The 26,441-nt window shown below is 45.8% G+C and carries 25 protein-coding genes; 19 read left to right on the forward strand and 6 right to left on the reverse strand.

What is annotated here, in order from left to right:
* Nucleotides 1-191 precede the first annotated feature (191 nt).
* Nucleotides 192-3,131 (reverse strand): tetratricopeptide repeat protein, encoded by a 2,940-nt coding sequence (locus tag C7475_RS30340; protein WP_158286657.1) that lies wholly within the window; start codon nucleotides 3,129-3,131, stop codon nucleotides 192-194.
* A gap of 346 nt (nucleotides 3,132-3,477) precedes the next feature.
* Here C7475_RS30340 and C7475_RS30345 point away from each other — a divergent pair, with 346 nt between their 5' ends.
* From C7475_RS30345 to C7475_RS30365, 5 genes are all read left to right on the forward strand, one after another.
* On the forward strand, nucleotides 3,478-3,882 hold the full coding sequence (locus C7475_RS30345; RefSeq protein WP_110057198.1) for a hypothetical protein: 405 nt from the start codon (nucleotides 3,478-3,480) through the stop codon (nucleotides 3,880-3,882).
* Nucleotides 3,883-4,073: 191 nt separating this feature from the next.
* On the forward strand, nucleotides 4,074-4,526 hold the full coding sequence (locus tag C7475_RS30350) for a polymer-forming cytoskeletal protein (protein ID WP_110057199.1): 453 nt from the start codon (nucleotides 4,074-4,076) through the stop codon (nucleotides 4,524-4,526).
* Nucleotides 4,483-4,719, forward strand: a complete 237-nt coding sequence (locus tag C7475_RS33605; RefSeq protein ID WP_110057200.1) for an AtpZ/AtpI family protein — start codon at nucleotides 4,483-4,485, stop codon at nucleotides 4,717-4,719. The genes C7475_RS30350 and C7475_RS33605 overlap by 44 nt, the downstream gene beginning before the upstream one ends.
* Nucleotides 4,712-5,098 carry a hypothetical protein gene (locus C7475_RS30360; protein ID WP_110057201.1) on the forward strand — a complete coding sequence of 129 codons (387 nt, stop codon included), beginning with the start codon at nucleotides 4,712-4,714 and terminating at the stop codon, nucleotides 5,096-5,098. The genes C7475_RS33605 and C7475_RS30360 overlap by 8 nt, the downstream gene beginning before the upstream one ends.
* A gap of 6 nt (nucleotides 5,099-5,104) precedes the next feature.
* Nucleotides 5,105-5,725: a SprT-like domain-containing protein gene (locus C7475_RS30365; protein ID WP_110057202.1), complete on the forward strand. Its 621-nt coding sequence runs from the start codon at nucleotides 5,105-5,107 to the stop codon at nucleotides 5,723-5,725.
* A gap of 141 nt (nucleotides 5,726-5,866) precedes the next feature.
* Here C7475_RS30365 and C7475_RS30370 read toward each other — a convergent pair whose 3' ends face one another.
* Both C7475_RS30370 and sucC read right to left on the reverse strand, forming a co-directional pair.
* Nucleotides 5,867-6,880: a DUF4407 domain-containing protein gene (locus C7475_RS30370; protein ID WP_110057203.1), complete on the reverse strand. Its 1,014-nt coding sequence runs from the start codon at nucleotides 6,878-6,880 to the stop codon at nucleotides 5,867-5,869.
* 261 nt (nucleotides 6,881-7,141) lie between these two features.
* On the reverse strand, nucleotides 7,142-8,356 hold the full coding sequence (sucC, locus tag C7475_RS30375; RefSeq protein ID WP_110057204.1) for an ADP-forming succinate--CoA ligase subunit beta: 1,215 nt from the start codon (nucleotides 8,354-8,356) through the stop codon (nucleotides 7,142-7,144).
* Nucleotides 8,357-8,465: 109 nt separating this feature from the next.
* Here sucC and C7475_RS30380 point away from each other — a divergent pair, with 109 nt between their 5' ends.
* From C7475_RS30380 to C7475_RS30420, 9 genes are all read left to right on the forward strand, one after another.
* Nucleotides 8,466-9,287: a purine-nucleoside phosphorylase gene (locus C7475_RS30380; RefSeq protein ID WP_110057205.1), complete on the forward strand. Its 822-nt coding sequence runs from the start codon at nucleotides 8,466-8,468 to the stop codon at nucleotides 9,285-9,287.
* A gap of 37 nt (nucleotides 9,288-9,324) precedes the next feature.
* Complete coding sequence (locus tag C7475_RS30385) at nucleotides 9,325-11,292, forward strand: putative porin (RefSeq protein ID WP_110057206.1); 1,968 nt, start codon at nucleotides 9,325-9,327, stop codon at nucleotides 11,290-11,292.
* A 175-nt stretch (nucleotides 11,293-11,467) separates the two neighbouring features.
* Nucleotides 11,468-11,680 carry a hypothetical protein gene (locus C7475_RS30390; protein WP_110057207.1) on the forward strand — a complete coding sequence of 71 codons (213 nt, stop codon included), beginning with the start codon at nucleotides 11,468-11,470 and terminating at the stop codon, nucleotides 11,678-11,680.
* Between the two features lie 41 nt (nucleotides 11,681-11,721).
* The gene (locus C7475_RS32855) at nucleotides 11,722-12,111 is read left to right on the forward strand and encodes a hypothetical protein (RefSeq protein WP_146217711.1); all 390 of its coding nucleotides are present in this window, start codon (nucleotides 11,722-11,724) and stop codon (nucleotides 12,109-12,111) included.
* Nucleotides 12,112-12,194: 83 nt separating this feature from the next.
* Entirely contained in the window at nucleotides 12,195-12,743 is a 549-nt protein-coding gene (locus C7475_RS30400; RefSeq protein WP_110057209.1) for a heavy-metal-associated domain-containing protein, read from the forward strand.
* 33 nt (nucleotides 12,744-12,776) lie between these two features.
* Nucleotides 12,777-13,637: a hypothetical protein gene (locus tag C7475_RS30405; RefSeq protein WP_110057210.1), complete on the forward strand. Its 861-nt coding sequence runs from the start codon at nucleotides 12,777-12,779 to the stop codon at nucleotides 13,635-13,637.
* A 468-nt stretch (nucleotides 13,638-14,105) separates the two neighbouring features.
* Complete coding sequence (locus C7475_RS30410; protein WP_110057211.1) at nucleotides 14,106-15,767, forward strand: murein L,D-transpeptidase; 1,662 nt, start codon at nucleotides 14,106-14,108, stop codon at nucleotides 15,765-15,767.
* A gap of 30 nt (nucleotides 15,768-15,797) precedes the next feature.
* Nucleotides 15,798-16,700, forward strand: coding sequence for an AraC family transcriptional regulator (locus C7475_RS30415; RefSeq protein ID WP_233260018.1), 903 nt, complete (start codon nucleotides 15,798-15,800; stop codon nucleotides 16,698-16,700).
* A gap of 126 nt (nucleotides 16,701-16,826) precedes the next feature.
* The gene (locus C7475_RS30420; RefSeq protein ID WP_110057212.1) at nucleotides 16,827-17,834 is read left to right on the forward strand and encodes an aldo/keto reductase; all 1,008 of its coding nucleotides are present in this window, start codon (nucleotides 16,827-16,829) and stop codon (nucleotides 17,832-17,834) included.
* A gap of 78 nt (nucleotides 17,835-17,912) precedes the next feature.
* Here C7475_RS30420 and C7475_RS30425 read toward each other — a convergent pair whose 3' ends face one another.
* On the reverse strand, nucleotides 17,913-19,145 hold the full coding sequence (locus C7475_RS30425) for an NADP-dependent isocitrate dehydrogenase (RefSeq protein WP_110057213.1): 1,233 nt from the start codon (nucleotides 19,143-19,145) through the stop codon (nucleotides 17,913-17,915).
* Between the two features lie 189 nt (nucleotides 19,146-19,334).
* The gene (gene icd, locus C7475_RS30430) at nucleotides 19,335-20,600 is read right to left on the reverse strand and encodes an NADP-dependent isocitrate dehydrogenase (RefSeq protein WP_110057214.1); all 1,266 of its coding nucleotides are present in this window, start codon (nucleotides 20,598-20,600) and stop codon (nucleotides 19,335-19,337) included.
* A gap of 69 nt (nucleotides 20,601-20,669) precedes the next feature.
* On the opposite strand from icd, the gene C7475_RS30435 reads away from it, so the two are divergent.
* From C7475_RS30435 to C7475_RS30455, 5 genes are all read left to right on the forward strand, one after another.
* Complete coding sequence (locus C7475_RS30435) at nucleotides 20,670-21,380, forward strand: SGNH/GDSL hydrolase family protein (protein WP_110057215.1); 711 nt, start codon at nucleotides 20,670-20,672, stop codon at nucleotides 21,378-21,380.
* Nucleotides 21,381-21,493: 113 nt separating this feature from the next.
* Complete coding sequence (locus C7475_RS30440; protein WP_110057216.1) at nucleotides 21,494-22,264, forward strand: hypothetical protein; 771 nt, start codon at nucleotides 21,494-21,496, stop codon at nucleotides 22,262-22,264.
* A gap of 33 nt (nucleotides 22,265-22,297) precedes the next feature.
* Nucleotides 22,298-22,651, forward strand: coding sequence for a DUF4288 domain-containing protein (locus tag C7475_RS30445; protein WP_110057217.1), 354 nt, complete (start codon nucleotides 22,298-22,300; stop codon nucleotides 22,649-22,651).
* Nucleotides 22,652-22,676: 25 nt separating this feature from the next.
* Nucleotides 22,677-23,735 carry a sensor histidine kinase gene (locus tag C7475_RS30450; RefSeq protein ID WP_199236314.1) on the forward strand — a complete coding sequence of 353 codons (1,059 nt, stop codon included), beginning with the start codon at nucleotides 22,677-22,679 and terminating at the stop codon, nucleotides 23,733-23,735.
* Nucleotides 23,713-24,453, forward strand: a complete 741-nt coding sequence (locus C7475_RS30455) for a LytTR family DNA-binding domain-containing protein (RefSeq protein WP_110057218.1) — start codon at nucleotides 23,713-23,715, stop codon at nucleotides 24,451-24,453. The genes C7475_RS30450 and C7475_RS30455 overlap by 23 nt, the downstream gene beginning before the upstream one ends.
* Nucleotides 24,454-24,512: 59 nt before the next feature.
* Here the strand turns inward: C7475_RS30455 and C7475_RS30460 are convergent, their stop codons facing one another.
* The gene (locus C7475_RS30460) at nucleotides 24,513-26,390 is read right to left on the reverse strand and encodes an Nramp family divalent metal transporter (RefSeq protein WP_110057219.1); all 1,878 of its coding nucleotides are present in this window, start codon (nucleotides 26,388-26,390) and stop codon (nucleotides 24,513-24,515) included.
* Nucleotides 26,391-26,441: the final 51 nt, after the last annotated feature.

Raw genomic sequence — 26,441 nt, forward strand, 5'->3', positions numbered from 1 at the left:
TTTGATTTGCGCAGCCAGCAACGCTCTCATTGGCTTATACCCCAGTTATAGCAATTTACGGGCCTTATTACGCAACGCACGTAATAGCGGGCAAAACTATTAAAAAAAACGGGTTGATGTCCCCCAAATATTGTTAAAAGACTGACTTATGTACATTAATGAATTAATATGTGTTTCTATCTTATTGCCAGTTACTGTGTAACGTAGTTGTCGTTGAAGAATTTCCGGTACCCTTCAATGTCTTTGGTACTGTTCATCTGAATGAAGTTATCCCTCGAAATAATGAACATTGTGTAGTCCGACGGACGGATACGCGGAATGATCTTCTCCGCATCTATCCTGATCTCGTCAAAATAGTCCAATGCCTTATCTTCATTAGAGAAAAGCCTGAAAATCAGCATGACTTCCTGTTGCGACAGCACAAAATTGGCTACCTGAATGCCCTCGCCTTTATGTTTATCAGCATTATACCTGGTAAACTGTGTCAACGCTTCGTCCATAATGGCTTTAGATACACGCTGGAAGGAAAGCACAACAAAATGAGGATTTTCGGCATTCAGCTTATAGATAGTGATAGGTTTTATTGGCGGCGGCAGCGGTGCTACTTTTAATGCTGCATTAGCTGCCAGTTTGATAGAATCAGCGATGGCAGTTTTGATCTTCACAGAATCCAGTTTCCCGAAGTTGGGTTCAGGATTCTGCCATGGATAGCGGATAGAGATATTTTCGTCCACGGGACCATTGTTATCCCGGTTTTTATCAATTTCCAGTCTCGAGAGATACACAACCAGTGCAGCCCGGTTGTCCAGTGCTTCCAGCAATGATTTTGCTTTCTCCTGCACTCCATCGTCCTGTTTATACTTGTTGATCACATTTACAACTGCCTGACGTCCATACTCGCACGTATCCATTTTCATGATGATCATGGCTTCCAGGAGGTCAAACTTGGGCTGCATAAAGTTGAGCCCATAGGTGGAGTCAGCCGCTTTCTTAAGTGCCATAGCTCCCTCAAGGTTCCCTTTGCTATAGTTTACATAAACGGAATCATATGCTGTAGAGATCTCTTTTTTCTTTTCCTGGTTAATATCCTGCAGGGCGCCGTACTTGATGATGCTGGCGAACTTAGAATCTCCGAACTGGGTCACTGCTTGTTTGTATTTGTTAGCCAATGCAGTATGTCCCAGTTTGGTATGCCAGATATACAGGGAATACACCACCTCGGTTTTGTGCGGATGTTGCGGATATCTGTTCAGCAGGGTATCGTATGTTTCGATGGCCAGCTCGGTATTATCCAGCTGGTCATTATAAAGTTTACCCAGGTCGTAGTAGGCGTCTTCAACGATCACATTTGATTTCAGGAGATCATCGGGCGTAAGTGGCAGGCCTGCAGCCAGTTTTTTGGCCGTAGCACTGTCTGACGGGATCTTGGAAGGGTCGTTAGCACCGATAGGATTCCCATTTGCGTCTTCCGGTTGTAAAGGCTGGTTAGCGGCAGCAGCTCCGGACTGGCTCCTACGCCAGTTATCGGCCAATGGCCTGTTGCCCCAGCGCTTTTTAAATTCTGAGAAGCCGGCAGATTTGCTGGCGTTATTATAGAAATACCAATCACCCTGATCATCCTTTTTAGGAGCGGCAGGGCTGTTGTTCATATTATTAATAAGTGGATTGTTATTGGCCATGGACTGTTGATCCATTCCATTTTCAGCGGCTTCCTTATCTTTTTTCGCTTGTTCTTCCGCCTTCTTACGCATGGTCGCGGCCATTTTTTCAAGGAAGATCATCCTGTCCGATTCCGGCATGGCAGCAATACGTTGTAAGCTATCTTCCTTCTGGATAGCCTCTACCCGGATAACCACATCGTTCAGTACCCGTTTGCGTTTATTGACGATGGCGGAATCTGTGAATTCAGGCGGCATAACAGTAGCTGTACTGTCATAGAAGTTCCTGGCCAGGCGGTACTGACGCTGACCATAATAAATATCGGCTACCGCTTTGAAAGACAAGGCTTTCTGCATCGTGTTGGAGCTTTCCACCTTCAGTGACTGACGCAGGTATTCCAGGGCCAGATCAGGATCTTTAGGCAAAACGATGTTAGCCATGTTATAATAAATGGCGTCACGGAACTCAATATATTTCTCCCGGCGGGCCATCCTTTTAAGACGGGCCAGGCTTTCATCTAAAGAACCGCCTTCCCTTGTGGCGTCCAGTTTAGCGATCTGCATACGCGCCTGGAAGTCCATCATTGGGTCGGGCTTCTGCTTGATCACTTTGTGGAACATCATTACAGCGGAGTCCGGGCGACTGTAATTGGTATAAAGCTGTCCCAATATGTAGAACATGCGCGCCCGCTCGTCGCGGTTACGCTTACTTTTAACAGCTGCCTGGAGGGGAGTGATCACTTCAGCGAAACGTTCCTGTTTATAAAGGGCGTAGGCCCTTACTTCAGCCAGGTCGCCGGCAAGTCTTTTAGGAAAGTAGGGGTCCTGCTCAACGATGTTCATCAGGGAACGGGCCTGATCGAACTCCTTCATTTCCAGGAAGGTTTTGGCCTGCCATACAAAGGCGTCGTTGCGGGCATAAGTGTGTTTAAAATACCCGAACGGCGGTTTGCGTTTTTCACGGGAGGCAATGCTGATCTGATCTTTGGCACTGGAACCGACTATCGCTTTATTATCCGATTTCTTCTTGGGGGCGAATTTGGTATTAATGAACTGGAACGTCCTGCTGGCCTTGTCCCACTCACCCTGATAAAAGTAAGCCTGACCTATCACAAGATAGCTGTCATCAATCCATTTACTGCGCGGGTCACGGATCTGTATGTTGATGGAAGCTTTTTCTATGACCGTATCCAGGTCGCCGGCACTAAGGCCAAGGTTCTGAAGACTGTAAGGATAGAAGGGGAGCAGGTAATTATAATTATCCTGGCCCTGGCGGCTTACATTGTGGGTAATGAGACGTAATTTCTTCCTGGCATTAAACAAATAGTTATACCTGGCCAGCATGTTCTGTACCAGCTTACGTTTTATGGTCCACCTTTTTTCTGCAAGCATTTCCGATGGTGGGCGGCGGTCTTCTACCTTTGGTTGCGCTACTTTTGGTACAAGAGGTTTCTGCATGGTGCGCTGAGACATCCTGCTATTGCTATTCTTGGACTGATTAGTAACCGTGGTATCCCTTCGCTGGGCGTGGACCCTGTTAATACTCAAACAGCACAAAAACAAACTTACTAAACAGGTATATGGTAGATATGTGCGAACTGATCTGTAATAATTCATGGATGCCAGGGTGTATAGGCTTACCTATATAACTTATATGTCAGGAAATTATTTTTTAAAGATAGGATAATTTTTTTGAGGGGGATAAGTGGGCCGACGGAATAAAAAGCAGTCCAGCCCAATTTTTTAAATACGAAATAATATAAATGTTTAACTTTAGCCGGTTGATAATCAGAAAAATTATTCAAGTTTTATAGCGGCTATGGCTAATAAGCGTGATAGAAAAGGCAGAAATGTGGGGCGGATAGGGAACAGGTACCGCCTGGTAATTATGAATGACAATACCTATGAAGAGGTTACCTCGTTCAAATTATCACGTATGAGCGTGTACATTGCTTTGAGCACTTTATTTGTGCTGCTGGTGACGATCACCGTCGCCACAGTAGTGTTCACCCCTTTGAGGTACTATATTCCCGGATATGGCGACCTGAAACAGCGAAGGGAGTTCATCCGCCTGAAAATGCGCACCGATTCCCTGGAATCGGCTATCAACGCACGCGACAAATACCTGGACAATATCAAACAGGTAATAAACGGGGACTTTTCTTCCAGTAAACTTGATACTACCATGATCAAGGTCCCTAAAGTAGATAACAGCACTTATTAATATCGGGTCGGGACACTCAATTTATTGAGATTGAAAAATATATTGTCAGGAAACATACGCAAAGTGGCCGCAGCGCCGTTAAGGGGGTAATGTGGAAAACTTCTTAAAGGAAGTGATTGTCAATATGTAATAATATGTTAATAAATAATACTATCTTACATCACACAAAAAGCTGAAAAACCTAGAATCCTATGTTTAGCAACAACAATCGTAATGCCAGAAGCGAAAGCAAATCAGTAATGCCTACTTCTAACGTGAACATTATTGGCAGTGGAACCTCCATCCAGGGAGATATCGTGTGCGAGGGTGATATTCGCATAGACGGACAGGTGAATGGCCTGGTATCAACAAAAGCTAAAATTGTAGTAGGTCCTGAAGGGGAGATTATCGGTGACCTCGTATGTCAGAGCGCTGACATCCTGGGAAAAGTAACTGGTATTGTAAAAGTAGAAGATCTGCTTTTCCTGAAAGGCAACGCCCTGGTAAAAGGAGATCTGTATACAGCTCATTTCGAAATGGAGCCAACCGCAAAATTCAATGGTCGTTGCTACATGGAACCTGAAGAGGTGGCAGCTGCAAACGCAAACCTGAAAGAAAAGAATGGAAGATCCGTTGTCACAGAAGAAGCCACGGAAGAAGCCTGATAACAAACTGCTTTTAAAGTACACCGGGCTGGCATTCCAGATGATGGCCACATTAGGTATCGCGGTATTTGCTGGTTACAAAATAGACCAGCGGACAGGATGGTCGTTCCCTTTCTTTCTGATCATTTTGTCTTTATTAGCTTTAGTCTTAATTTTGCGCCAAATTATCAAAGATACCAGCAGGAATGAGTGACAGGTTCTACTTTAGAGTCATTGGCCTTTTCATAATATTGAATGGCGCGTTATTATTATTAAAAGCCTGGTTGTTGGACAATGGAGCACATCATAATGTATTGCTCTTCGGCAACCTGGCTTTAGCTACAATCTCCGGCATCACCTACAATATGAGCCGTAAAGGGGTACAATCCGAAAACAACAGCATGTTTATGCTAAGGGTGTATGGCTCCATGATCAGCAGAATGATGTTATGCCTGGCCGGCATTACCATATATGCCGTAGCAAACAGGGCACATACCAGCAGAATTACTATTTTTATACTGATGTTCTTCTACATCGTATACGCGGTATGTGAGAACATAAGTCTGCAAAAAATTACCAGAAAGAAAAATTAAAGATCCGTGAAGCAGGAGGCTCCTCTAAATGCATTAGCTGCATACCTGCCCGAAGGAACCTTCGAGCAGGTAATGGCCTACCTCACGGAATTTAAGGTGCACTTAACCGTGACTCGTGAACGGCAAAGCATACTGGGGGACTACCGGCATCCTGACCGTAGGGGAGGACACCGTATCAGCATCAATGGCAACCTTAACAGGTATGCTTTCCTGATCACACTTTTGCACGAAATATCACACCTCACCACCTACATGCAGTACGCCAATACGGTAGCCTCGCATGGCAAGGAATGGAAGCAGCATTTTTCCAACATACTGAAACAGTTCGTTGGCAAAGGTTATCTTCCCCATGATGTGGAAATGGCCTTACGGCAAAGTATTCAGAATCCCGCAGCCAGCTCCTGTGCTGACGATGATCTTATGCGTGTACTGAAACGCTATGACCTGCAAAAGGAAAATCACTTTCTGGTAGAACAGCTTTCTCCCAATCAATTATTCCGGACAAAAGACGGGCGGATCTTCCGCAGAGGAGAACGTATACGCAAGCGTTACAGATGTGAAGAAATAGCAACAAAGCGGATGTATCTGTTTAGTCCCGTTTACGAAGTGGAACTCGTTGCTGCATAAGGACTTATAGCCGTTCAACGAGTCCCGTCTCACAGCTATAAGTCTTTCAGAAGTTTCATATTTACCGGCAGCATGTCCGGCTTTAAGTCCAGGGATGCGTCGTATATGTCCCGTGTATGCGTCGTATATGAAGCATGTATATCAGGAGTTAACGGCCGGTTGCCCTATCATCATCCGCTTATTATATTCCCTTTCTCTCTTTTCTATCGTTTCCTTCCGGAAGATAATATAGGCATGTTCATGGGCCTCCAGCAGATCGTCATATGGTCCGCGGGAAGAGATCAGTTTTACGAACACAGGCGCCGTTTCTATGGTAATGAACAGCAGTATGATGAACCAGTTGGCCCAGCGCACCGGTACACTGCGTTCTGTGAGGTGTCCCAGTGCATCCAGCCTGGATGCCAGTCCATCAATACTCGTCCGGTTAAGTCCGCCTACCGTCGCCTTCTGGGTGGAGTCAATAGACGATAGCTCCTGTCTCTTCTGAGCTATTAGCGCTCCATTTTGTTCCGAGATCCTTTTTAGCATAGCTGCTGCGGTATCGGCATCAGCCTTTTTAGCCTTGTAGATCGGTCCCAGGTTTTGCCGGCGCGATCCGCCGGTACCGTCTGCTTCCTGCTGCGCGATGATCTGCAGCGTGTCAAGCTTGGCCGCCTGGGCCTGGGTAGCAGCATTTAATAGTGAGATCTCCGAATTCAGAACATCGGTACGTTGCTTGAAGCGGTCCTTTACCCTGTCTTCCTGTGTTTTGAATACCTGCTGCTCCATAACGATCAATTCCTGGTTGATCTCTTTCTCGAACACTTTCAGTTCCAGCGGTTTGGAAATTACAATAGCAATGAGCACGGCCAATGCCAGCCTGGGTACCGCCATCCCGAACTCGTTCCAGAAATTCTTACGTTTTTTCATGCCCGATACGATGTACCGGTCCAGGTTAAAGATCATCAGTCCCCAGACAAGCCCGAAGATAATGGCTCCCCACGGGGAACTGAATACCGTCCACAGGGCATATCCTCCCGAGAAGGCCGCCAGTAAACCGGTAAAGAAGATAGTAGCACCAATACCGCCATATTTGTTGGTCTCTGATGGTGCCCGGGTCAGCATAGGCACATGTACCCCTGAACAGAAGAGGAAAAAGTCGCGGAAGCGCTTCATGGTAATTGTACAATTTGATGGATATAATAAAATGTCACCCGCAGGACGCAGGTATAATAGTAAGGATGGATAATGAAGGTACGACTTTTCGTTGGTTACGAACCTATTAAGTGACCAAATGCAGAAAAAATGTGATGGAAAGATGGAAGGGGAAGCGGAGCAGATATTGGAATAACAACAGGAGTAGAATAAAAAACGAATCCCCGGACAACGTCCAGGGATTCATTTTTCTATTTTCTAGTCAATCACTACTTATAGTTATTAAGCGGTTACCGCTTTATTTACCAGTGCAGCAGCTTCGCTGAGCAGGATAGCTGATTGTACGGTCAGGCCGCTTTCTTCGATCAGTTTCTTTGCTTCTTCAGCGTTAGTACCCTGCAAGCGTACAATGATCGGAACGGAGATGTTACCGATAGATTTGTAAGCGTCGATCACACCCTGTGCAACACGGTCGCAACGTACGATACCACCGAAGATGTTGATCAGGATCGCTTTAACTTTAGGATCTTTCAGGATGATGCGGAAACCTGCTTCTACGGTCTGTGCATTTGCAGTACCTCCTACGTCCAGGAAGTTAGCAGGCTCACCACCGCTCAGTTTGATCATATCCATGGTAGCCATTGCCAGACCGGCGCCGTTTACCATACAACCTACGTTACCATCAAGTTTTACGTAGTTCAGGTTGAATTTACCTGCTTCTACTTCAGTTGGATCTTCTTCGGAAATATCACGGAGTGCTTCCAGATCAGCATGACGCATCAGCGCATTGTCATCCAGGTTCAGTTTACAGTCAACGGCAATGATCTTTTCGTCGCTGGTTTTGAACAATGGGTTGATTTCCAGCATAGCAGCATCCAGACCTACGTACGCATTGTACAGATTGGTCACGAATTTCACCATGTTTTTGAAGGCTTCACCGCTCAGACCGAAGTTGAACGCTATTTTCCTTGCCTGGAACGGCTGGAGGGTAGTGTTCGGCTGTACCAGCTCTTTGAAGATCTTCTCAGGAGTTTTATGCGCTACTTCTTCGATGTCCATACCACCCTCTGTAGAGTACATGATCACGTTCTGACCATTTGCACGGTCTAACAGGATGGACAGGTATAATTCTTTTATGGGGTTAGGACCAGGGTAGTACACATCCTGTGCTACCAGTACCTTGTTCACTAATTTGCCAGCCTCACCGGTCTGGATAGTTACCAGAACACCACCCAGGATGTTACCGGCAATTGTTTTTACATCTTCGGCGTTCTTTCCAACTGCAACACCTCTCTGCTCTTTACCACGAATGGTACCTTTACCACGTCCACCGGCATGGATCTGCGCCTTCACAACAGCAAACTCATTACCATATTGCACTTTTAATTGCTTGTAAGCTTCTGCCGCCGCTTCAGGGGTATCTACCGGAATCCCTTCCTGTACCGGTACGTTATATTTCTTCAACAGTTCTTTAGCCTGGTATTCATGTAAGTTCATCTGATAAAAATTTGCCGCTAAAATAGGTCATTATGATTTAAATATAAAACAGTAGTGTTTTGTGAATTAAAAATAACTTTGCGGCAACCTGTTTTAAAGACATTATATAATGAGTGATCTCTTACAACAAATAGCTGCTGCCGCGGACTATATCAGAAAATCATGGTCCGGGACGCCTGAAGTGGGCATTATACTGGGCAGCGGATTAGGCAACCTGGCCGGCGATATCACTGACAGCAAGGAAATTCCTTACGAACAGATCCCCCATTTTCCTTCTTCTTCCGTAGAAGGTCATAAGGGCCGTCTGATCTTAGGAAAAATGAACGGCCGTCCTGTAATAGCTATGGCAGGCAGATTTCACTATTATGAAGGACTGTCTATGCAACAGGTGACCTTTCCGGTAAGGGTTATGAAAGCGCTTGGCGTTCATACATTGCTGGTTTCCAATGCTGCCGGCGGAATGAATAAGGCATTTAATGTGGGCGACCTGATGATCATCCGTGATCATATTAACCTGCAACCGGAACATCCGCTGCGCGGACCTAACAATATTACTCTGGGCCCACGCTTCCCTGATATGAGCGAGCCATATTCAAAAGCATTGATTGCCAAAGCGAAAGATATTGCACAGGCTAACAACATCCCTGTTCATACAGGGGTATATGTAGGCGTGCAGGGGCCGACCTTTGAAACCAGGGCGGAATATATGTATATGCATATCATCGGCGGAGATGCCGTAGGTATGAGCACCGTACCCGAAGTGATAGTAGCAATTCACAGCGGATTGAAAGTTTTCGCAATGAGTGTTATTACTGATATCGGTATCCGGGAAGATGAAAATGTGATCACGCACGAAGAAGTGCTGGAAGCAGCAAATGCGGCTGAACCGAAATTAACGCTTATTTTCAGGGAACTGATCAAAGTAATCTAAGTCAAAAAGAAGAAAGAAGCAGGAAATATATCAAAGGATGAGGTCATTTATTTTAATATGTTGTTTGCTGGTAGGTGCACAGCAACTGCAGGCACAGATAGGCCAACGTTTCGGCAATATGGGCGGCGGTGGCTCCTCCACTGCGCAAAGGGACACCGGTAGCCACAAGCATGACCTGGATACGATCACTATTACCTACCGCCGGTTAGGGGAACCGACCGATTTCAGGCTGGACTCCTCCATCGCTGATTTTAACGGCACATTCCTCCGTATTCCGGCTAATTATGTTTTCCTCGGAAATAACGGCGCTCCTGCCCGTAATGTGATGTTTACGCCTTTCATGAAGCCAGGTTTCGATGCCGGCTTCCATACTTTTGATCCTTATGCATTCACTCATGAGAATGCCCGTATTTATACTACCAACCGTCCTTATTCAGAACTGCAATATATGATCGGTAGCCAGCAGGAACAGCAGATTGGCGTATTGCATACACAAAACAGGACAGACCGTTTCAACTTTGGTTTTGAATACAATAAGATCTACGCCCCCGGCTATTTCCGCTCGCAGTCTACCAATCATGACGTATACCGTATTACCGGCCGTTTCAACAGTAAGAACAAACGGTACAATGCATATCTCAGTTACTTTTATAATAAATTTAACAATGGTGAGAATGGTGGCCTTCGCGTAGCGGATAGCGTGCTGGATAACCCCCGGTACAGCAACCGTAAGACCATCGATGTAAATCTGGGTAACTATTCTGCCGCTACTACAGGGCTTTTCAGTTCATCCATCCCGGTTAAAACAGCGAACAGACAGTCTGGCATCCTGCTGGTACAACAATATGACTGGGGTAAAGGAGATACGATCCACGTAAACGATACTACGGACTATTACAAATTTGATCCCTTCTTCCGTGTACAATATAGTTTTAAGGTAGATAACAGCAGCGCCTCTTATCTTGACGGACAGCCAGATACTCTCTTTTATACAAGAAAGTATAACTGGGGCTTTGACGGTGATACGGTCAGAGCGCAGCACGACTGGCGTACTATCTCCAATGATCTCTCGCTGATACAGTTCCCCGTACGTGGGAACCAGGCGCATTTTCTCAGTGCAGGAGCCAGATATGAAAGTATCAGGGGCACATTCCTCGATGCCACTGTAAACTTCAGCAACATTGCAGTACATGGCGAATACCGGAATAAAACCCGTAACCAGAAATGGGACCTCTCTGCTAAAGGTGAACTATACCTGGCCGGGCAAAATGCAGGGGATTATAATGTAACGGGTATGCTGAGCCGTTATCTGAATGAAACACTGGGAAATGTGCATCTCTTCTTCAGTAATACCAATCGTGAGCCGTCATATGTCTACAAATATTTCAGCAGTAGCTATGACAGTTGGTACAACAGTTCACTTGGAAAAGAAAACATTACACAGCTGCAGTTCTCTGCCGATAATAAGAAGTTAAAGTACAATCTGGCAGTCAACTACTTCCTGATCGAAAACTATACTTACTTCGAAAATTACTATACCAGCGTACAGGCGCCGGCATTGTTTAACCTGCTGCAAGTCATATTCAGCAAGCATTTTAAGTACAAACATTATAACTGGTACGCTGACTTCGCATTTCAGCAGGTGCATGGTGATGGCAGGATAAATGTGCCGACCATCTGGACCCGTCATAGATTTGCATATGAAAACAGACTGTTTAATAACCTGAACCTGATGTTGGGTATTGAAGCTAAATACAATACCTCTTACTATGCAGACGATTATTCACCGGTAACTGGTCAATTTGTGTATCAGACTACACAGCGGATCAAGTATTATGCACCCGATCTGGCAGCATTTGTACACTTCAGGATCAAGTCTTTATCTGCATTTATCAGAGGAGAAAATCTGAATACATTTTTCGCTACAAATAACTTCGCCGGACCAGCATACCCGTACAATAACTTCACGTTCAGACTGGGTATCCGCTGGTGGTTCATTAACTAACAATTCGTTAACAAGCAGCAAAAACGCGCATTAACTACTTCTGTAAACTTCTTTAAATCAAAGGATTATATTCATGTCAAGTAAACCGTTTTACTACTGTCAGAACGGATAGGAACTTGGCAGACTGCAACCTTCTGGCGTGCGGTTTGTTTAAGTTTGTATAAAGCATTTTAACATGAGGGCCTTTACAGTAGTTTATAACGAAGACAGGTATATGGTGAAACCTTTGAACGGTCATTCTCCGCGCTTTCTGGTCAAAGTAAACGGACAGGACGTTGTCTTTGAGCATGATATGGATGGTCATATCAGGGCCGAAGCTACTAAAGTGGCAAGCATGTCATTATTACTGGGCTTGGCAGATAAAATCGAAGAGAACGCAGGGATGTAAGCAAATCTGGCAGTAATTTGCCTATCTTTGCATCCATCAACATGAAGAGATTTATAACCATATTACTAGCTTTCCTGTATATCACGCTCACCAGTGGCTTCACGGTGAGTGCGCATTACTGTATGGGTAAGCTGGCATCGGTGACCTTTAAATCTCAGGCAGATGATATTTGTAACATGTGCAGCAAACCTGGTAAAAAAGGAAAGTGCTGTAAAGATGAATACAAATACTGCAAGGTAGACGTATCCTCCCACGAAGTCGCCAAAGTGCAGCAGAACATTGAGCCATCCGTCAAGGCGCTTAGTCTGCCGGTGATCATTTTGCCTGTACCTTCCGTAGTAGTTACCCATTTCAATACATTCAATAATCATGGTCCTCCCGACCTTGAGAGTACTCCGCTGTACATACAATACTGCACTTATTTAATCTGATTGTACTTATTATATTAGCAGCCGCTTAACTAGATAAGCGTAACCTATACATGCATTTATAATCAAGTTGAAATTATCAGATCATGAAATCATTCTTTGCCATTATATTCCTGGCCATCGGCCTGCATTTTACTGCTTCCGCACAAATTAAGAAAGCTTCCCTACATGCCTCCGGCCTAACCTGCGCCATGTGCTCAAGAGCTACACTGGAAGCGCTCAAAACACTCCCTTTTGTTGATAAGATAGATACAGACCTGAACAACACTACGTTCCTCCTGACTTTCAAACCCGGAGCAAACGTAAACATCGATGAGATCAAAGCTAAAGTGGAAGACGCCGGTTTTTCAGTAGGTAAACTGGTGCTGACCGCTTCGTTTGACAAGGTGGAAGTTGAGAAAGATGCACACGTTCAATATGCAGGTGCTACCTTCCATTTCGTCAATGCCAAACAGCAGGTGTTATCAGGCGATCAGCAATTGACGGTGATAGATAGGGACTTCGTATCTGCCAAACAGTTCAAAAAGTACAGCACACAAACGACTATGCCATGTTATCAGACAGGTACAATGGCAGGTTGCTGCAAAATGGAAGGAAAAACTGCTCCGGCACGTATCTATCACGTCACTATCTGATTCACCGGAAGCAATTTCCAGTAACATTTCTACATGAAAAGAGCCTTATTCTTTATCGTCCTCCTCATGCCCGCATTGCTGCGTGCGCAGGAGTTATTTGTAGCTACAGAACCTGCCAGTAATATGCCTGCCAATTCGCTGGGTATCCGGGTAACCAGCCGTTTCTTTAAAATGGAACATGATCGTACCACCGGTACGCGTATAGAACCGGAATTAATGTGGGGGATCTCTAAAAAGCTGATGGTACATGTGGTGGGGCTGGCATCCAATCAGATGCAGCGGTCTATTGAGCCGGAAGGAGGAAGCATTTATGCCAAATACCGTTTCCTTTCTAAGGATGATGTGCATTCGCATTTCCGCATGGCCGCCTATGTGAAGGGAGCCATTATCAATAATCCTTTTACACCTGTTGAAGAGGGGCATAGCCATAAGCCTTACAACAATGAGGAGCTGGACCTGGAAGGCGGCGCCTCCGGCGTAGCGGGCGGTATCGTTGCTACCCAGTTGCTGCATAAACTGGCTCTTTCAGTGACGGCAGGGTATAACAGGTTTATGAACAACACGAAGGATAAGCTGCCGGAATCTTTTTCTGCCAATGCAGTTAACTATAGCCTGTCTGCCGGTTATCTGCTTTTGCCACGAACTTATCGCAGTTATGAGCAGACAAATCTGAACCTCTATGTAGAGTTCCTGGGCAAGGCAAATACCGATGCAGCGGGCCGTAGCCAGTATATGGACATCGCTCCGGCTATCCAGTTCATCTTTAATAGTGCTACCCGGTTAGATTTTTCTTACCGTACACAATTATTTGGTGACATGTCTCGCAATGTATTTAATACCTTTACATTACGGTTCGAGCACAATATTTTTAATATTTCAACAAAAAGAAAATGAAGCAGGCAATGATGACAGTACTACGGTTTATCCAGTCGCTGTTTGTGAAGAAGAATTGTTGTAAATAACTATTCCAATCTATTAGTAAATTGTTGTTCTTCCGGAGGGTGTATCTGTTCAGATACACCCTTTCCTTTCTCTTAATCCTGAAATAAGGTAACATTTTCTTTCTTGTGCAAACCCTTTCAGGAATTCATTCGGAACTGTATTAATTCAGGATTAAACGAGGCTCATACAAGGTTTATACAAGCTTTATCTTACGTTCATCTTACGTCTTTGAACGTAAGATGAACGTAAGATAAAGCTTGTATAAACCTTGTATAGTCCTGTTTTAGTTGACACTCAGTCAGGAATGGATCGCAAAAGGCTTTTCCTGCCACCGGTTGCAATATCTTCCTAACGGCCAGCAATATATTTTCTAAAATTAGTATATAGCAAATACCTATCTTTAACCCATTGTTTTCACCAATGAAGTATAGGTTTCTAAGGGACAGTTTAACTATTGTTATTGCATTGTTTTCATTGTTTGCCTGCCATAGAAAGCGGGTGCTCCGGGAAAAAGAAATAGTCAAAGATGTGCGCCAGTTAAGTGAAGTGATTCCGGAAAATATAGCAGAACGACTTGAATACATCGTGGACAATGAAGATGTCATGGAGGATAGCGTGCCGGCACTGCACAGTGGGGCACTAACTTATTTCTACCAGCAAAATAATAACAACCCCGTATGGTCTTCCGAAGGAGTACTGGACCAACAGGCCGATTCCCTGTTCCTGTATGTGACGCATGCAGATGAATCCGGGCTGCGTCCGGCAGACTATCACAGCGTGGCACTGACAGCGGCCATGAAACGCCTCAAAGAAGATGATGCAGCGAAGAAAGACGCCGCACTCTGGGCACAGCTTGACCTGCTGATGACCGACGCCTTCATGAAGATGGCCACTCATCTCCGTTTTGGAATTGCTCCGCAGGATAGTATTACCTTGCGCAAGGACTCGATTTATTCCGATACCCTGCTTTCGAATTACCTTACCGCCGCCCTGCACCAGCATATAGTAGGGGCCACCTTACGCGATCAGGAGCCGCAGCACAGAGGATATCAGCAACTGAAAACTGCCTGGATCAATTTTAAAGGGAAATATAGTGAGATGAAATGGGACTCATTACCCGCTTCATACTCAGATACAGCAGCCTACCGGCAGCAACTGATCAATCGCCTGGTACAAAGCGGTCACCTGGATACTTCCGGTGGCCATGCTGCAGATACTTCCATTCTGAAAAGAGGCATCCGTGCATTTCAGAAAGAATTCAACATGTACGAAGACGGTCAGGCCGGTAAGAAAACAATACAGACGCTGAATAAGACGTTCCGTGACTGGAGTGCGCAGGTGGCCGTAAATATGGACCGCTGGCGTAAACTGCCCGATACCCTTCCCGAACGCTTTATTATGGTGAACATCCCTGGTTACAGAATGGAGCTGTGGGATAGCGGTCAGGTGGCGCTGACCTCTAAAGTGATAGTAGGAGCGCCACGTACGCGTACACCTGTGCTCAACTCCCGTATGACCAATTTCGTCATGTATCCTTACTGGCGGGTGCCTTTCAGTATCACTATTAAGGAAATGCTGCCCCAGATCAAGAAGGACAGGGCCTACCTTTACAAAAAGAATCTGGAGATCATAGACGGTAACGGAAATGCTGTTAATCCCGACAGCGTGAACTGGAACCGCATGAGTAAAAACTATTTTCCATACGTACTCCGCCAGATGGATGGTCTCGAAAACTCGCTGGGCATCATGAAGTTCAACTTTATGAACAAATATGCCGTGTACCTCCACGATACCAATAACAGGGGTCTTTTCTCTAATGCCTACCGCGCGCTTAGCCACGGTTGTGTGCGGGTACAACAGTGGGATAGCCTGTCCATGTATCTTACAAAAAATGATACCCGCCATCCGCGCGACAGTATACGCATGTGGCTTGCCAATGGCCATAAGAAACAGATCGATCTGCAACGTTCAGTGCCTATCTACCTGCGCTACTATACGGCGGAGGGAAGGGATGGCCGTCTGTTGTTCCATGAGGATATTTACGGTGAAGACAAGGTATTACGGAAGATCATGGGCATCTAGCAGGTTATTTGATTTTCGTACCTTTGCGGGATGAATTATAATCATCTTTCAGCAGCCGAAAAAATTGAAGTAGGGATGCCCGGTTTTCACTACAGTGCACCACCCGATTTCAGGGCAGCGTATTATGAAGTGAGCAAAGTTGGTACCCCCATTTCTTTGGCCTATCACAGGCGTGATTATTTCAAGATCTGGATCGCTATTGGTAACAGCAAGTTGCACTTTGCCGATAAGACCGTGCATATTGAAAAGGAGAAGCCAGCCCTGATTTTCTCCAATCCTTTAGTACCTTATTCTTATGAAACAGACGACCAGGATCGTTGCGGATACTGGGCTGTTTTTACAGAAGAATTCTTCAAAACGAAAGAGAGAAGTGAGAGTTTGCAGGAATCCCCGCTTTTCAGGGTGGGAGGGAGTAACGTCTTCTTTCTGGATGATGTGCAACTGGCCACATTCCGTCATCTGTTTGACAAAATGATTGCTGAAATGGATGCGGGTTATGTGCATAAATATGATATAATCAGAAGTTATCTAAGCCTGGTCATTCATGAGGCAATGAAAATGGAACCTGCACTGAATGATGGCAGGTATAAAAATGCGAATGAAAGGATTGCCTTCCTGTTCATAGAGCTGCTTGAACGGCAGTTCCCCATAGAATCTTCCCAACGCAAACTGGAGCTTAGACGTGCAGGCGATTATGCCGCCGCACTTTCCATACACGTAAATCACCTGAACTTTGCCGTAAAAGAGATCACCGGTAAATCCACCACTACTCATATCACAGAAAGAATGCTTAATGAAGCAAAAGCCTTGCTGAAGCATACTGACTGGAGCATAGCAGATATCGCTTACTGCCTTGGTTTCGAATATCCCAATCACTTCAATAATTTCTTTAAGAAGAACATGGATATGACCCCACTTGCTTTCAGAAAATGATTGCAGGGTGGCGGATAGTCAATTCTGTGATTTTCGTACTTTATTCTTTGATCACGGCTCTTTCCCGGTTCCGGAGCGGGATAACTTTGCGCCTGTAAACAGCATTGATCATTTGAATCATATCGTATGAACTACAAAGTATTGGGAAACACAGGATTGTCAGTATCTACATTATGCCTCGGCACTATGACCTTTGGAGGAAAAGGGATCTTTCAGATTGTAGGTACGTTGGGCCAGCCGGAAGTTGATGAAATATTTAAACGCTCAGTGGATGCAGGTATCAACTTCATCGACACCGCTAACATGTATTCTGATGGTATGTCGGAGGAGCTGACAGGACAGGCTATCAGGAACCTGGGACTGAAACGGGATGACCTCGTAATTGCTACAAAAGTTTGTGGCGTTATGGGGCCTGGCGTAAATCAAAAAGGCCTATCGCGTAAACATATTATGGAAGAGGTAGAGGGCAGCTTAAAACGTCTGAAAACAGATTACATAGACCTTTATCAGGCACATGCCTATGACCCGGTTACGCCACTGGAAGAGACTTTGAGAGCAATGGACGACCTCATCACCAGTGGGAAAGTACGTTACATCGGTGCAAGTAATAATACAGCCTGGCACCTGATGAAAGCATTGGCCGTTTCTGAAAGACATCACCTGAATTCTTATGTCTCCATGCAATCTCACTACTCCATTGCTACACGTGAGCTGGAGCGTGAAGTGATACCTGCGCTGATAGATCAGAAAGTCGGGCTGATGGTGTGGAGCCCTTTGGTGGCAGGATTATTAAGTGGCAAGTATAAAAGGAACGGAGAAGCGACCGATGCGGGCCGGTATAGCCAGTATTCCTTTATCCCATTTGATAAGGAACGTACCTTTAACATCCTGGATGTGCTTGAGACAATGGCGGTTACGAAAGGCGCTACAGTTGCACAGCTTTCCCTGGCATGGCTATTACACCAACCAGCTGTGACCAGTGTAATAATTGGGGCGAACAAGATGTCCCAGCTGAATGATAACCTGGAATCCGTAAACATACGGTTTACTGAAGAAGAACTGAAAACACTTGATGAGGTAAGTAAACTGACGGTGGAATATCCACACTGGATATTGGACTGGAGAAAGAAATAAGAGAGACGGATTATTTTAAAACACAAGGTCCCCGCAATTGCAGGGACCTTGTTGTTATATCAGTATAACGTACGTGGCTTATTTTTTCAGTTTAGCCTGCAGTGCGTTATCCAGTTCCTGAAGGAATTCTTCAGTGTACAGGTAATGCTTGCCATGCTCAACTTTGTTACCATGGATACAAACTGCCAGGTCTTTTGTCATTTTACCGCTTTCTACGACTTCAACGCAAACTGCTTCCAGTGCATGACAGAAGTCGATCAGCTGCTGGTTTTTGTCCAGACGGCCACGGAATTCCAGACCACGGGTCCATGCAAAGATAGACGCGATCGGGTTAGTAGAAGTTGGTTTACCAGCCTGGTGATCACGATAGTGACGGGTTACAGTACCGTGTGCAGCTTCTGCTTCCATTACAGTACCATCAGGAGTAACCAGGGTAGAGGTCATCAGACCCAGTGAACCGAAGCCTTGAGCAACGGTATCAGACTGTACGTCACCGTCGTAGTTCTTACATGCCCATACGAAGTTACCATTCCATTTCAGTGCGCTCGCAACCATGTCATCGATCAGACGGTGCTCATAGGTCAGGCCATTTTTCTGGAATTCAGCTTTGAATTCGTTCTGGTAGATCTCTTCGAAAATATCTTTGAAACGACCATCATATTTTTTCAGGATGGTATTCTTGGTACTCAGGTACAGCGGCCATTTTTTGATCAGCGCCTGGTTAAAACAAGCACGTGCAAATCCTTTGATAGATTCGTCAGTGTTGTACATAGCCAGTGCAACGCCATCGCCTTTGAAGTTGTATACTTCATGCTCGATCACTTCACCGTTCTCGCCTTCGAACTTAATGGTCAGTTTACCTTTACCTTTCGTTACGAAGTCGGTAGCGCGGTACTGGTCACCGAAAGCGTGACGGCCAATACAGATAGGAGCAGTCCAGTTAGGCACCAGGCGTGGTACATTGCTGGTTACGATCGGCTCACGGAACACAGTACCGTCCAGGATGTTACGGATAGTACCATTTGGAGACTTCCACATCTGTTTCAGCTTGAATTCCTTCACACGCTCTTCATCAGGAGTGATGGTAGCACATTTGATACCAACACCTACTTCCCTGATCGCATTAGCAGCATCGATGGTCACCTGATCATTGGTAGCATCGCGATGTTCCATACCGAGGTCAAAGTATTTGATATCAACCTCCAGGTAAGGAAGGATCAGTTTATCTTTAATGAATTTCCAGATGATTCGCGTCATTTCATCTCCATCCAGTTCTACCACCGGGTTGGCGACTTTGATTTTTTCTGCCATTTCGACTTTGATTTTTAATTAGATATGAGTGTTCATGTGATAATCGTGAAATATACGATAACCGGGTATAATTTACAAGTTCCGCTTCTCACAGCATGGTATCGCAACAATTCTTTTACAAATAAATGAATTATCACTGTCTACCAACGCCTTGAAAAGCGGAACTATATATCTTTATAACACTATGCATTACAGGTGCTTGATCACTTCGTCTGCGAATTCGCTGGTCTTAACCAGTGTCGCATCGTCCATCAGCTTGTAGAAGTCTACGGTCACACGTTTACGTGCGATCGCAGTACTGAGGCCTTTTGTAATGATATCTGCAGCTTCTTTCCAGCCCATGTACTCCAGCATCATTACACCACTGAGGATGACTGAGCTTGGGTTCATAGTGTCTGTATTAGCGAAGCGCGGTGCAGTACCGTGAGTTGCTTCGAACACAGCATGGCCGGTCAGATAGTTAATGTTAGCGCCCGGAGCGATACCGATACCACCCACAGCAGCAGCAAGTGCATCGGAGATGTAGTCGCCGTTCAGGTTGAGGGTAGCCACTACGGAGTAATCCTGTGGCGCCAGGAGGATCTGCTGAAGGAAGTTATCTGCGATAACATCTTTCACGATCAGTTTTTTATGTGCAATAGCTACATTCAGCTCTTTATTCGCTTCTTCTTCACCGCTGGCTTTTTTGGTAGCTTCCCACTGTTCCCAGGTATATACCTGCTCACCGAATTCACGCACAGCCAGTTCATAACCCCAGTTCATGAAACCACCTTCGGTGAATTTCATGATATTACCCTTGTGTACCAGTGTCAGGGAAGGCAGTTTCTGCTCCAGTGCATACTTCAGCGCTGCACGTACCAGTCTTTCAGTACCATCTTTGGAAACGGGTTTAATACCGAGGGAAGATGTTTCAGGGAAACGGATCTTTTTAACACCCATTTCATTCTGCAGGAAGGTCAGCAGCTTTTCAGCTTCCGGCGTTCCATACATATATTCTATACCGGCATAGATGTCTTCAGTGTTTTCACGGAAGATCACCATGTCTACCTTTTCAGGATGTTTTACCGGAGAAGGTACTTTATCAAACCAACGTACAGGGCGTACACAAGCATAAAGGTCCAGTTCCTGGCGCATAGCCACGTTCAGGGAGCGGATACCGCCACCTACCGGTGTGGATAATGGTCCTTTGATGGATACCAGGTATTCTTTGAAAGCATCCAGTGTAGCTTTCGGCAGCCATTCACCTGTTTGCTGAAAGGCTTTCTCACCAGCCAGCACCTCTTTCCATTCTATCTTTCTTTGTCCACCATAGGCTTTTTCAACAGCGGCGTCAAATACACGCACACTGGCCCGCCAGATATCAGGTCCTATTCCGTCACCTTCAATGAAAGGAATAATGGGTTGATTGGGCACCTGTAACTGGCCATTGGTCATTGATATTTTTTCTGCCGGCATAAAACAGTTTCTTTGCGATTTGCGTAATTTATAATAATCGAGCGCAAAGGTACGGAATAACACACATCTATGGGCTACTATATATGGTCTATGGTCTTTTTCTTATTTTTGACGGCAAAAAAAGAAGAGATCCCTATGATACCGGGCATTCATACATCCCAGGACACTACTGCCGGCCATTTCACCTATCTGGCACTGGGAGATAGCTATACGATCGGAGAAAGCGTACCGGAAGAGCATCGCTTCCCCGTACAGGCAGCCAGGCTGCTTGCTGCAGAAGGCATTAACATCGCCGCTCCCCGCATCATCGCTAAAACAGGTTGGACCACAGACGAGCTGGAAGCAGCTGTTAACGAGGCCGCCATCACCGATACATTCAGTGTTGTAACCCTGCTCATAGGCGTGAATAACCAATACCGTGGGCGCAGCATTCCTGAATATAAGACAGAGTTCACCCGGCTGCTGACGCAGGCTATCCGGTTTGCCGGTGGTCATTCCGACAGGGTAGTGGTGCTGTCGATCCCTGACTGGGGTGTGGTTCCCTTCGCCGAAGGCCGCGACCGTGAGCAGATCGGGGATGAAATAGACGCTTTTAACGCCGCCAACAGGACCATTGCCAAAAAATTCCGCGTGCACTATCTTGATATTACTGCCGATAGCCGCAAAGCTGCCAGTGATCCCAGTCTGGTAGCCAGCGACGGGTTACATTATTCCGGTAAGGAAATGGCTGTTTGGGCCGGTAAATTAGCCGGTATAATGCAGGGCATCCTTCAGCAATAATTTTTACCGTCTTTTTCATGCCGTTTACCGGGATTGAACAACCTGTTAGCCTAAATAGGCTTTCCCATACCACGTGTGCTTACTAAGTTTGTACCATAAATGTTAAATATCATATGGATAACCAAGATTATACGAAAGACGATAGAAGGGCTAAAAGGAGAGCTGAAAGAGAGGACAGAAGGATCAATCATCAGGAAAATCATAAATTCAATAAAGGGATGATCTTTTTACTGATCGGTGCTTTCCTCTTTATAAGAAGCCTCGATCTCAACCTGCCGTTGTGGATCTTTTCCTGGCAAACCCTCATCATCTTTATTGGTACCCTGATGCTGGTATACAGCGGGTTCAAGAACTGGGGAGGCCTGATCATGATCCTTGTAGGCTCCATTTTCCTGATAAAAGAATATGTAGACCTCACATATGATATTACGCGGTTCATATGGCCTGCGCTCTTTACCGTGGTCGGCCTGGCGTTGATCTTCGGCAGAAGACAGGAGTCCACCATGAAAGACAGACGGGTATTACCCCCCGGAGCTACCGTGGAAGATTACATTGACTCTTCAGTGATCTTCAGCGGAGAGAACAGGGTGGTGGTATCAAAACAGTTCAGCGGTGGAAAAGTAACCGCCATCTTCGGAGGCGCAGACTTCAACCTGATACAGGCCGACTTCCAGGACCGTGTTGAATTTGATGTAACCTGCATCTTCGGCGGTATTGAACTGATCGTGCCGGCCAACTGGGATATCCGCCTGGACATGCACACCATCATGGGTGGCGTTACAGACAAACGTCCCACAGAACTGCTGGCAAGTAATTCCGACAAGATCTTCGTCATCAAAGGCACTTGCATCTTCGGCGGCGTAGAGATCAAAAACTATGTCTGATCAACTTTATTTCATCCTCTAATTATATATTTTATGCAATGGTTTGTAGCCAAGATCGTTTACCAGATCATCACCGGAAAAGGAGAGCATAACCCACAGTTTGATGAGCAGTTACGACTGATCAGCGCCAACAACCGTGATGAAGCATGGAAACGCGCAAGTGAGATAGGTATACAGGAACAATACGCTTTCAAAAATCAAAGACAGGAACTGGTAGAATGGCGTTTCATTAACGTACCGGAAGTGAACTTGCTGAGCTCTCTGGGAGATGGTATGGAACTCTATTCACGGATAGAAGAACCGGGAGATGCCAAAGCATATATTTCCTGGTTGCAGGTAAAGGCCGCTCACCTGAAAGGCCCGCAACTGCTGGACGTTCACGCTTAATTGTTCAATCCTTATTCCGCACCCTTTGGCAAATCCAATACTGGCAAACAAATCTTTCAGATGGGCTTTAATAGGCACAACGTATGTGTTCACAATCATACAGGCCTATCTGCTGATATGCTGGTTTAGTATAAGCGATAGTATAGCATGGACAGATAGTGTGGTGCACAATGTGTTGCTCGCGCTGACAGGACTGGCAGTTTGTTTCAGTATGTCGCACTACCGGCCTGTAAAAGCTAAATACTTTTTCCTGCTGGTGTACTGCTCCGTACTGACGATCATCTGGATAACGTTCAGCTATTGTATCCTGTATCACACCTTCGGATCAGTAATCTTCTATCAACACTGGTTGTTCTTTGCTTTGCCGGTACGTTTTATAATAGGATGGCTGATCATTACTGCACTCGGTATTAAGACCGTAATGTGGTACAATATGGACGAACAGCGCGAAGAGCTGTCCCGTAAAGAGGCGACAGAACGACTGGCAAGAGAGGCCGAGTTGTATAAGTTAAGACAGCAGTTGCAACCGCACTTCCTGTTCAACAGCCTGAACTCTATCAATGCGCTGATCGCATTACGCCCGCAGCAGGCAAGGGAAATGGTTCTGAAGCTGAGTGATTTTCTGCGAGGTACGCTCAAACGTGAAGATCAGCAATGGATACTGTTACCGGAAGAACTACAGTACCTGCAGTTATATCTTGATATTGAAAAAGTGAGGTTTGGCCACCGGTTATCAACAGCAATTACTGCGGATGATGCTACTGCGCGACTGATGATACCGCCGATGCTCCTGCAGCCCGTTGTGGAAAACGCCATCAAGTACGGATTATACGATACGACAGAATCTATCACGATATCAATTACAGCATGGCAGACAGACGACATGCTTTTCATACAGGTGCAGAACCCTTTCGATCCTGAACTGCAAACACCCGCAGGTACTGGTTTTGGGCTCTCATCTATAGACAGGAGGCTCTATCTGTTGTTTGGCAGAAAAGACCTGCTGGAAACTAACGCAAACGGAAATATTTTTACTACCCTGATTAAAGTGCCACAGCTATATGATAAAAGCAGTAATAATTGATGATGAGCCTTTGGCGCGTGAGATAGTGAAAGAGTACCTGCAATCCTTTCCGCAGGTGCAGCTGATGCAGGAATGCGGAGATGGATTTGAAGGATTAAAGGCTATACAACAACAGCAGCCGGACATTATTTTCCTGGATGTGCAGATGCCTAAAATTAATGGCTTTGAAATGCTGGAACTGGTGGAAGAACTGCCTGCAGTCATATTTACCACCGCTTTCGAGGAACATGCTATCCGTGCTTTTGAAGTGAATGCGGTAGACTATCTGCTGAAGCCATTTTCAAAAGAACGTTTTGATAAAGCTGTACAGAAATGGCTGGACCGCCATGCAGCAGATGAATTGCAACAAACAAGCGCATTACTTGAAACGGCGGCTTCATCGCCAATACAGAGCAATAGAGTAGTGGTGAAGATCAATGGTAAGATCAAGATCATTCCTGTACAGGATATTCACTACCTGGAAGCAGCAGATGATTATGTAAAAATAATAACGCCGGAAGGAGCTTTCCTGAAGAACAAGACTATGCAGTTCTTCGAGAAATCGCTTGACCCGCAGCAGTTTGCGCGTGTACACCGCTCTTATATGCTGAACATAAACCAGGTAACACGTATTGAGCCTTATGAGAAGGAAAACCACCTGGCCATTTTAAAAACAGGTGCGAAAGTACCGGTGAGTAAGACAGGATATCCCCGGCTGAAAGCGGCGTTGGGATTATAAGATATATTGCTTTTTTCAGAAGAAAAGGGAAAGATCTCGTCATCTTTCCCTTTCTTTTTTTATTGTACGACCAATACTGGTATGCGCACTTTATGTCTTACCTGATTGGTGGTTTCACCATAGATCCAGTCTTTGATACCGGTATGTCCATGACCGCCCAGCACAAGGAAATCAGCCCTTTCTTCTTTCACGATCCGCACTATTTCTTCTGCACGATGCCGGTATCCCAGCAGGCCTTTTGCTCTGATGTTTTTTTCATGCAGCAGCCTGATATAAGCATCCATTTGCTCCTTATCTTTCCTTGTTTCAAAGTCGTCCGACTCTCTTCCAAGATACCTTGCAGAAGCGCTTTCAACAACATGTATGAGTAAGTACTCCGTTGATGGATTCCCATGTGCCAACGCATTGGAGATGATCTTTTCATCATCCCTACTGAAGTCAAGCGCCAGCGCGATGCGGTTATATACCGGTGGCTGAATATCTCCCAAAGAAAAATCAGGTGTGGTATGAATACGCGAAGATGCTTTCTGCTGATATCGGCTGATCAGCGGATAGGCAATCGTTATAGCAATGAGCGCCAGAAAACCAACGCCTGCGATAATGATCAGGATATCGATCCAGATGTTGCCGTTGTTGCTGATGTATTTTGCAGCTTCTGTATATACCATGCGGGTATTGAGGTAAACCAGTACGGCTGTGATAACCCAACTGAGAACTTTTACCAGTGGCCCGACTGCATAACTGCCCATGCTTTTTTTATCACTCACGAAATGTATAAGCGGAATGATAGCAAAGCCCAGTTGTAAACTTAAGAGCACCTGACTGAAGACCAGCAGTTCGCCTACTTTTTCCGGACCGGCAATGAGTATCACGAACAGGGCCGGTATAATAGCCAGCAGTCGTGTAAGCAGACGGCGGAGCCAGGGATTGATACGTAACCGGAGATAGCCTTCCATTACGATCTGTCCTGCCAGCGTACCGGTTACGGTGGAGCTTTGTCCGGCGGCAATCAGTGCGATGGCAAAGAGGGCAGGGGCCCATTTATTACCCAGCAAGCCTTCCAGCAGCTGATGTGCATCCTGGATCTCTGCAATATCTGTACGCCCGGTTTTGAAGAACACAGTTGCCGCCAGAATGAGTATGGCCGCATTTACAAAGAAAGCCAGGTTCAGCGCCACAGCACTATCTATAAAGTTAAGCTTCAGCGCCTGCCGGATACCTTTTTCGTCCCGCTGTATCTTACGTGTTTGCACGAGGGCGGAATGCAGATAGAGGTTGTGCGGCATGACAGTAGCGCCGATGATCCCAATGGCAATATATAATGCAGCATTGTCCGGTATGCTGGGTACAAAACCTGTTACTACCTCGCCCATAACAGGTTTGGCCATCATTAGTTCTGCCAGGAAGGATACGCCTACAATGGCTACCAGCGCAATGATAAAGGCTTCCATCTTGCGGATGCCATAGCGTTGTAATATGAGCAGCAGGAAGGTATCAAGCACGGTAATGCTTACACCCCATTGCAAAGGAAGGCCGGTCAGTAATTGTATACCAATGGCCATACCCAGCACCTCTGCAAGGTCTGTAGCTGCAATGGCTATTTCTGCAAGAACGTATAAGATGAAATTGACGCCGGGAGGATAGGTTTCACGATTGGCCTGTGCCAGGTCACGTCCTCTTACAATGCCCAGGCGGGCGCTCAGTGATTGTAGCAGCAGTGCCATGAGATTACTCATTAAGAGCACCCACAGCAGGGTATAGCCGTATTGGCTGCCGCCTGCAAGGTCCGTAGCCCAGTTGCCCGGGTCCATATATCCTACACTGACAAGATAGGCAGGGCCGAAGAAGGATAACAATTTGCGCCAGCGGCTCGTGCTGGCAACCGTAGTATCTACGCTCTGATGAACTTCACCTAACGAAGTATGCTGATGATTCATATATTACTTGTTATGCAGCCGCAGACCGGTGCCGGTTGCCCGTGGGAGGGC

It is taken from the genome of Chitinophaga sp. S165 (genome assembly GCF_003182155.1).
Lineage (GTDB): Bacteria > Bacteroidota > Bacteroidia > Chitinophagales > Chitinophagaceae > Chitinophaga.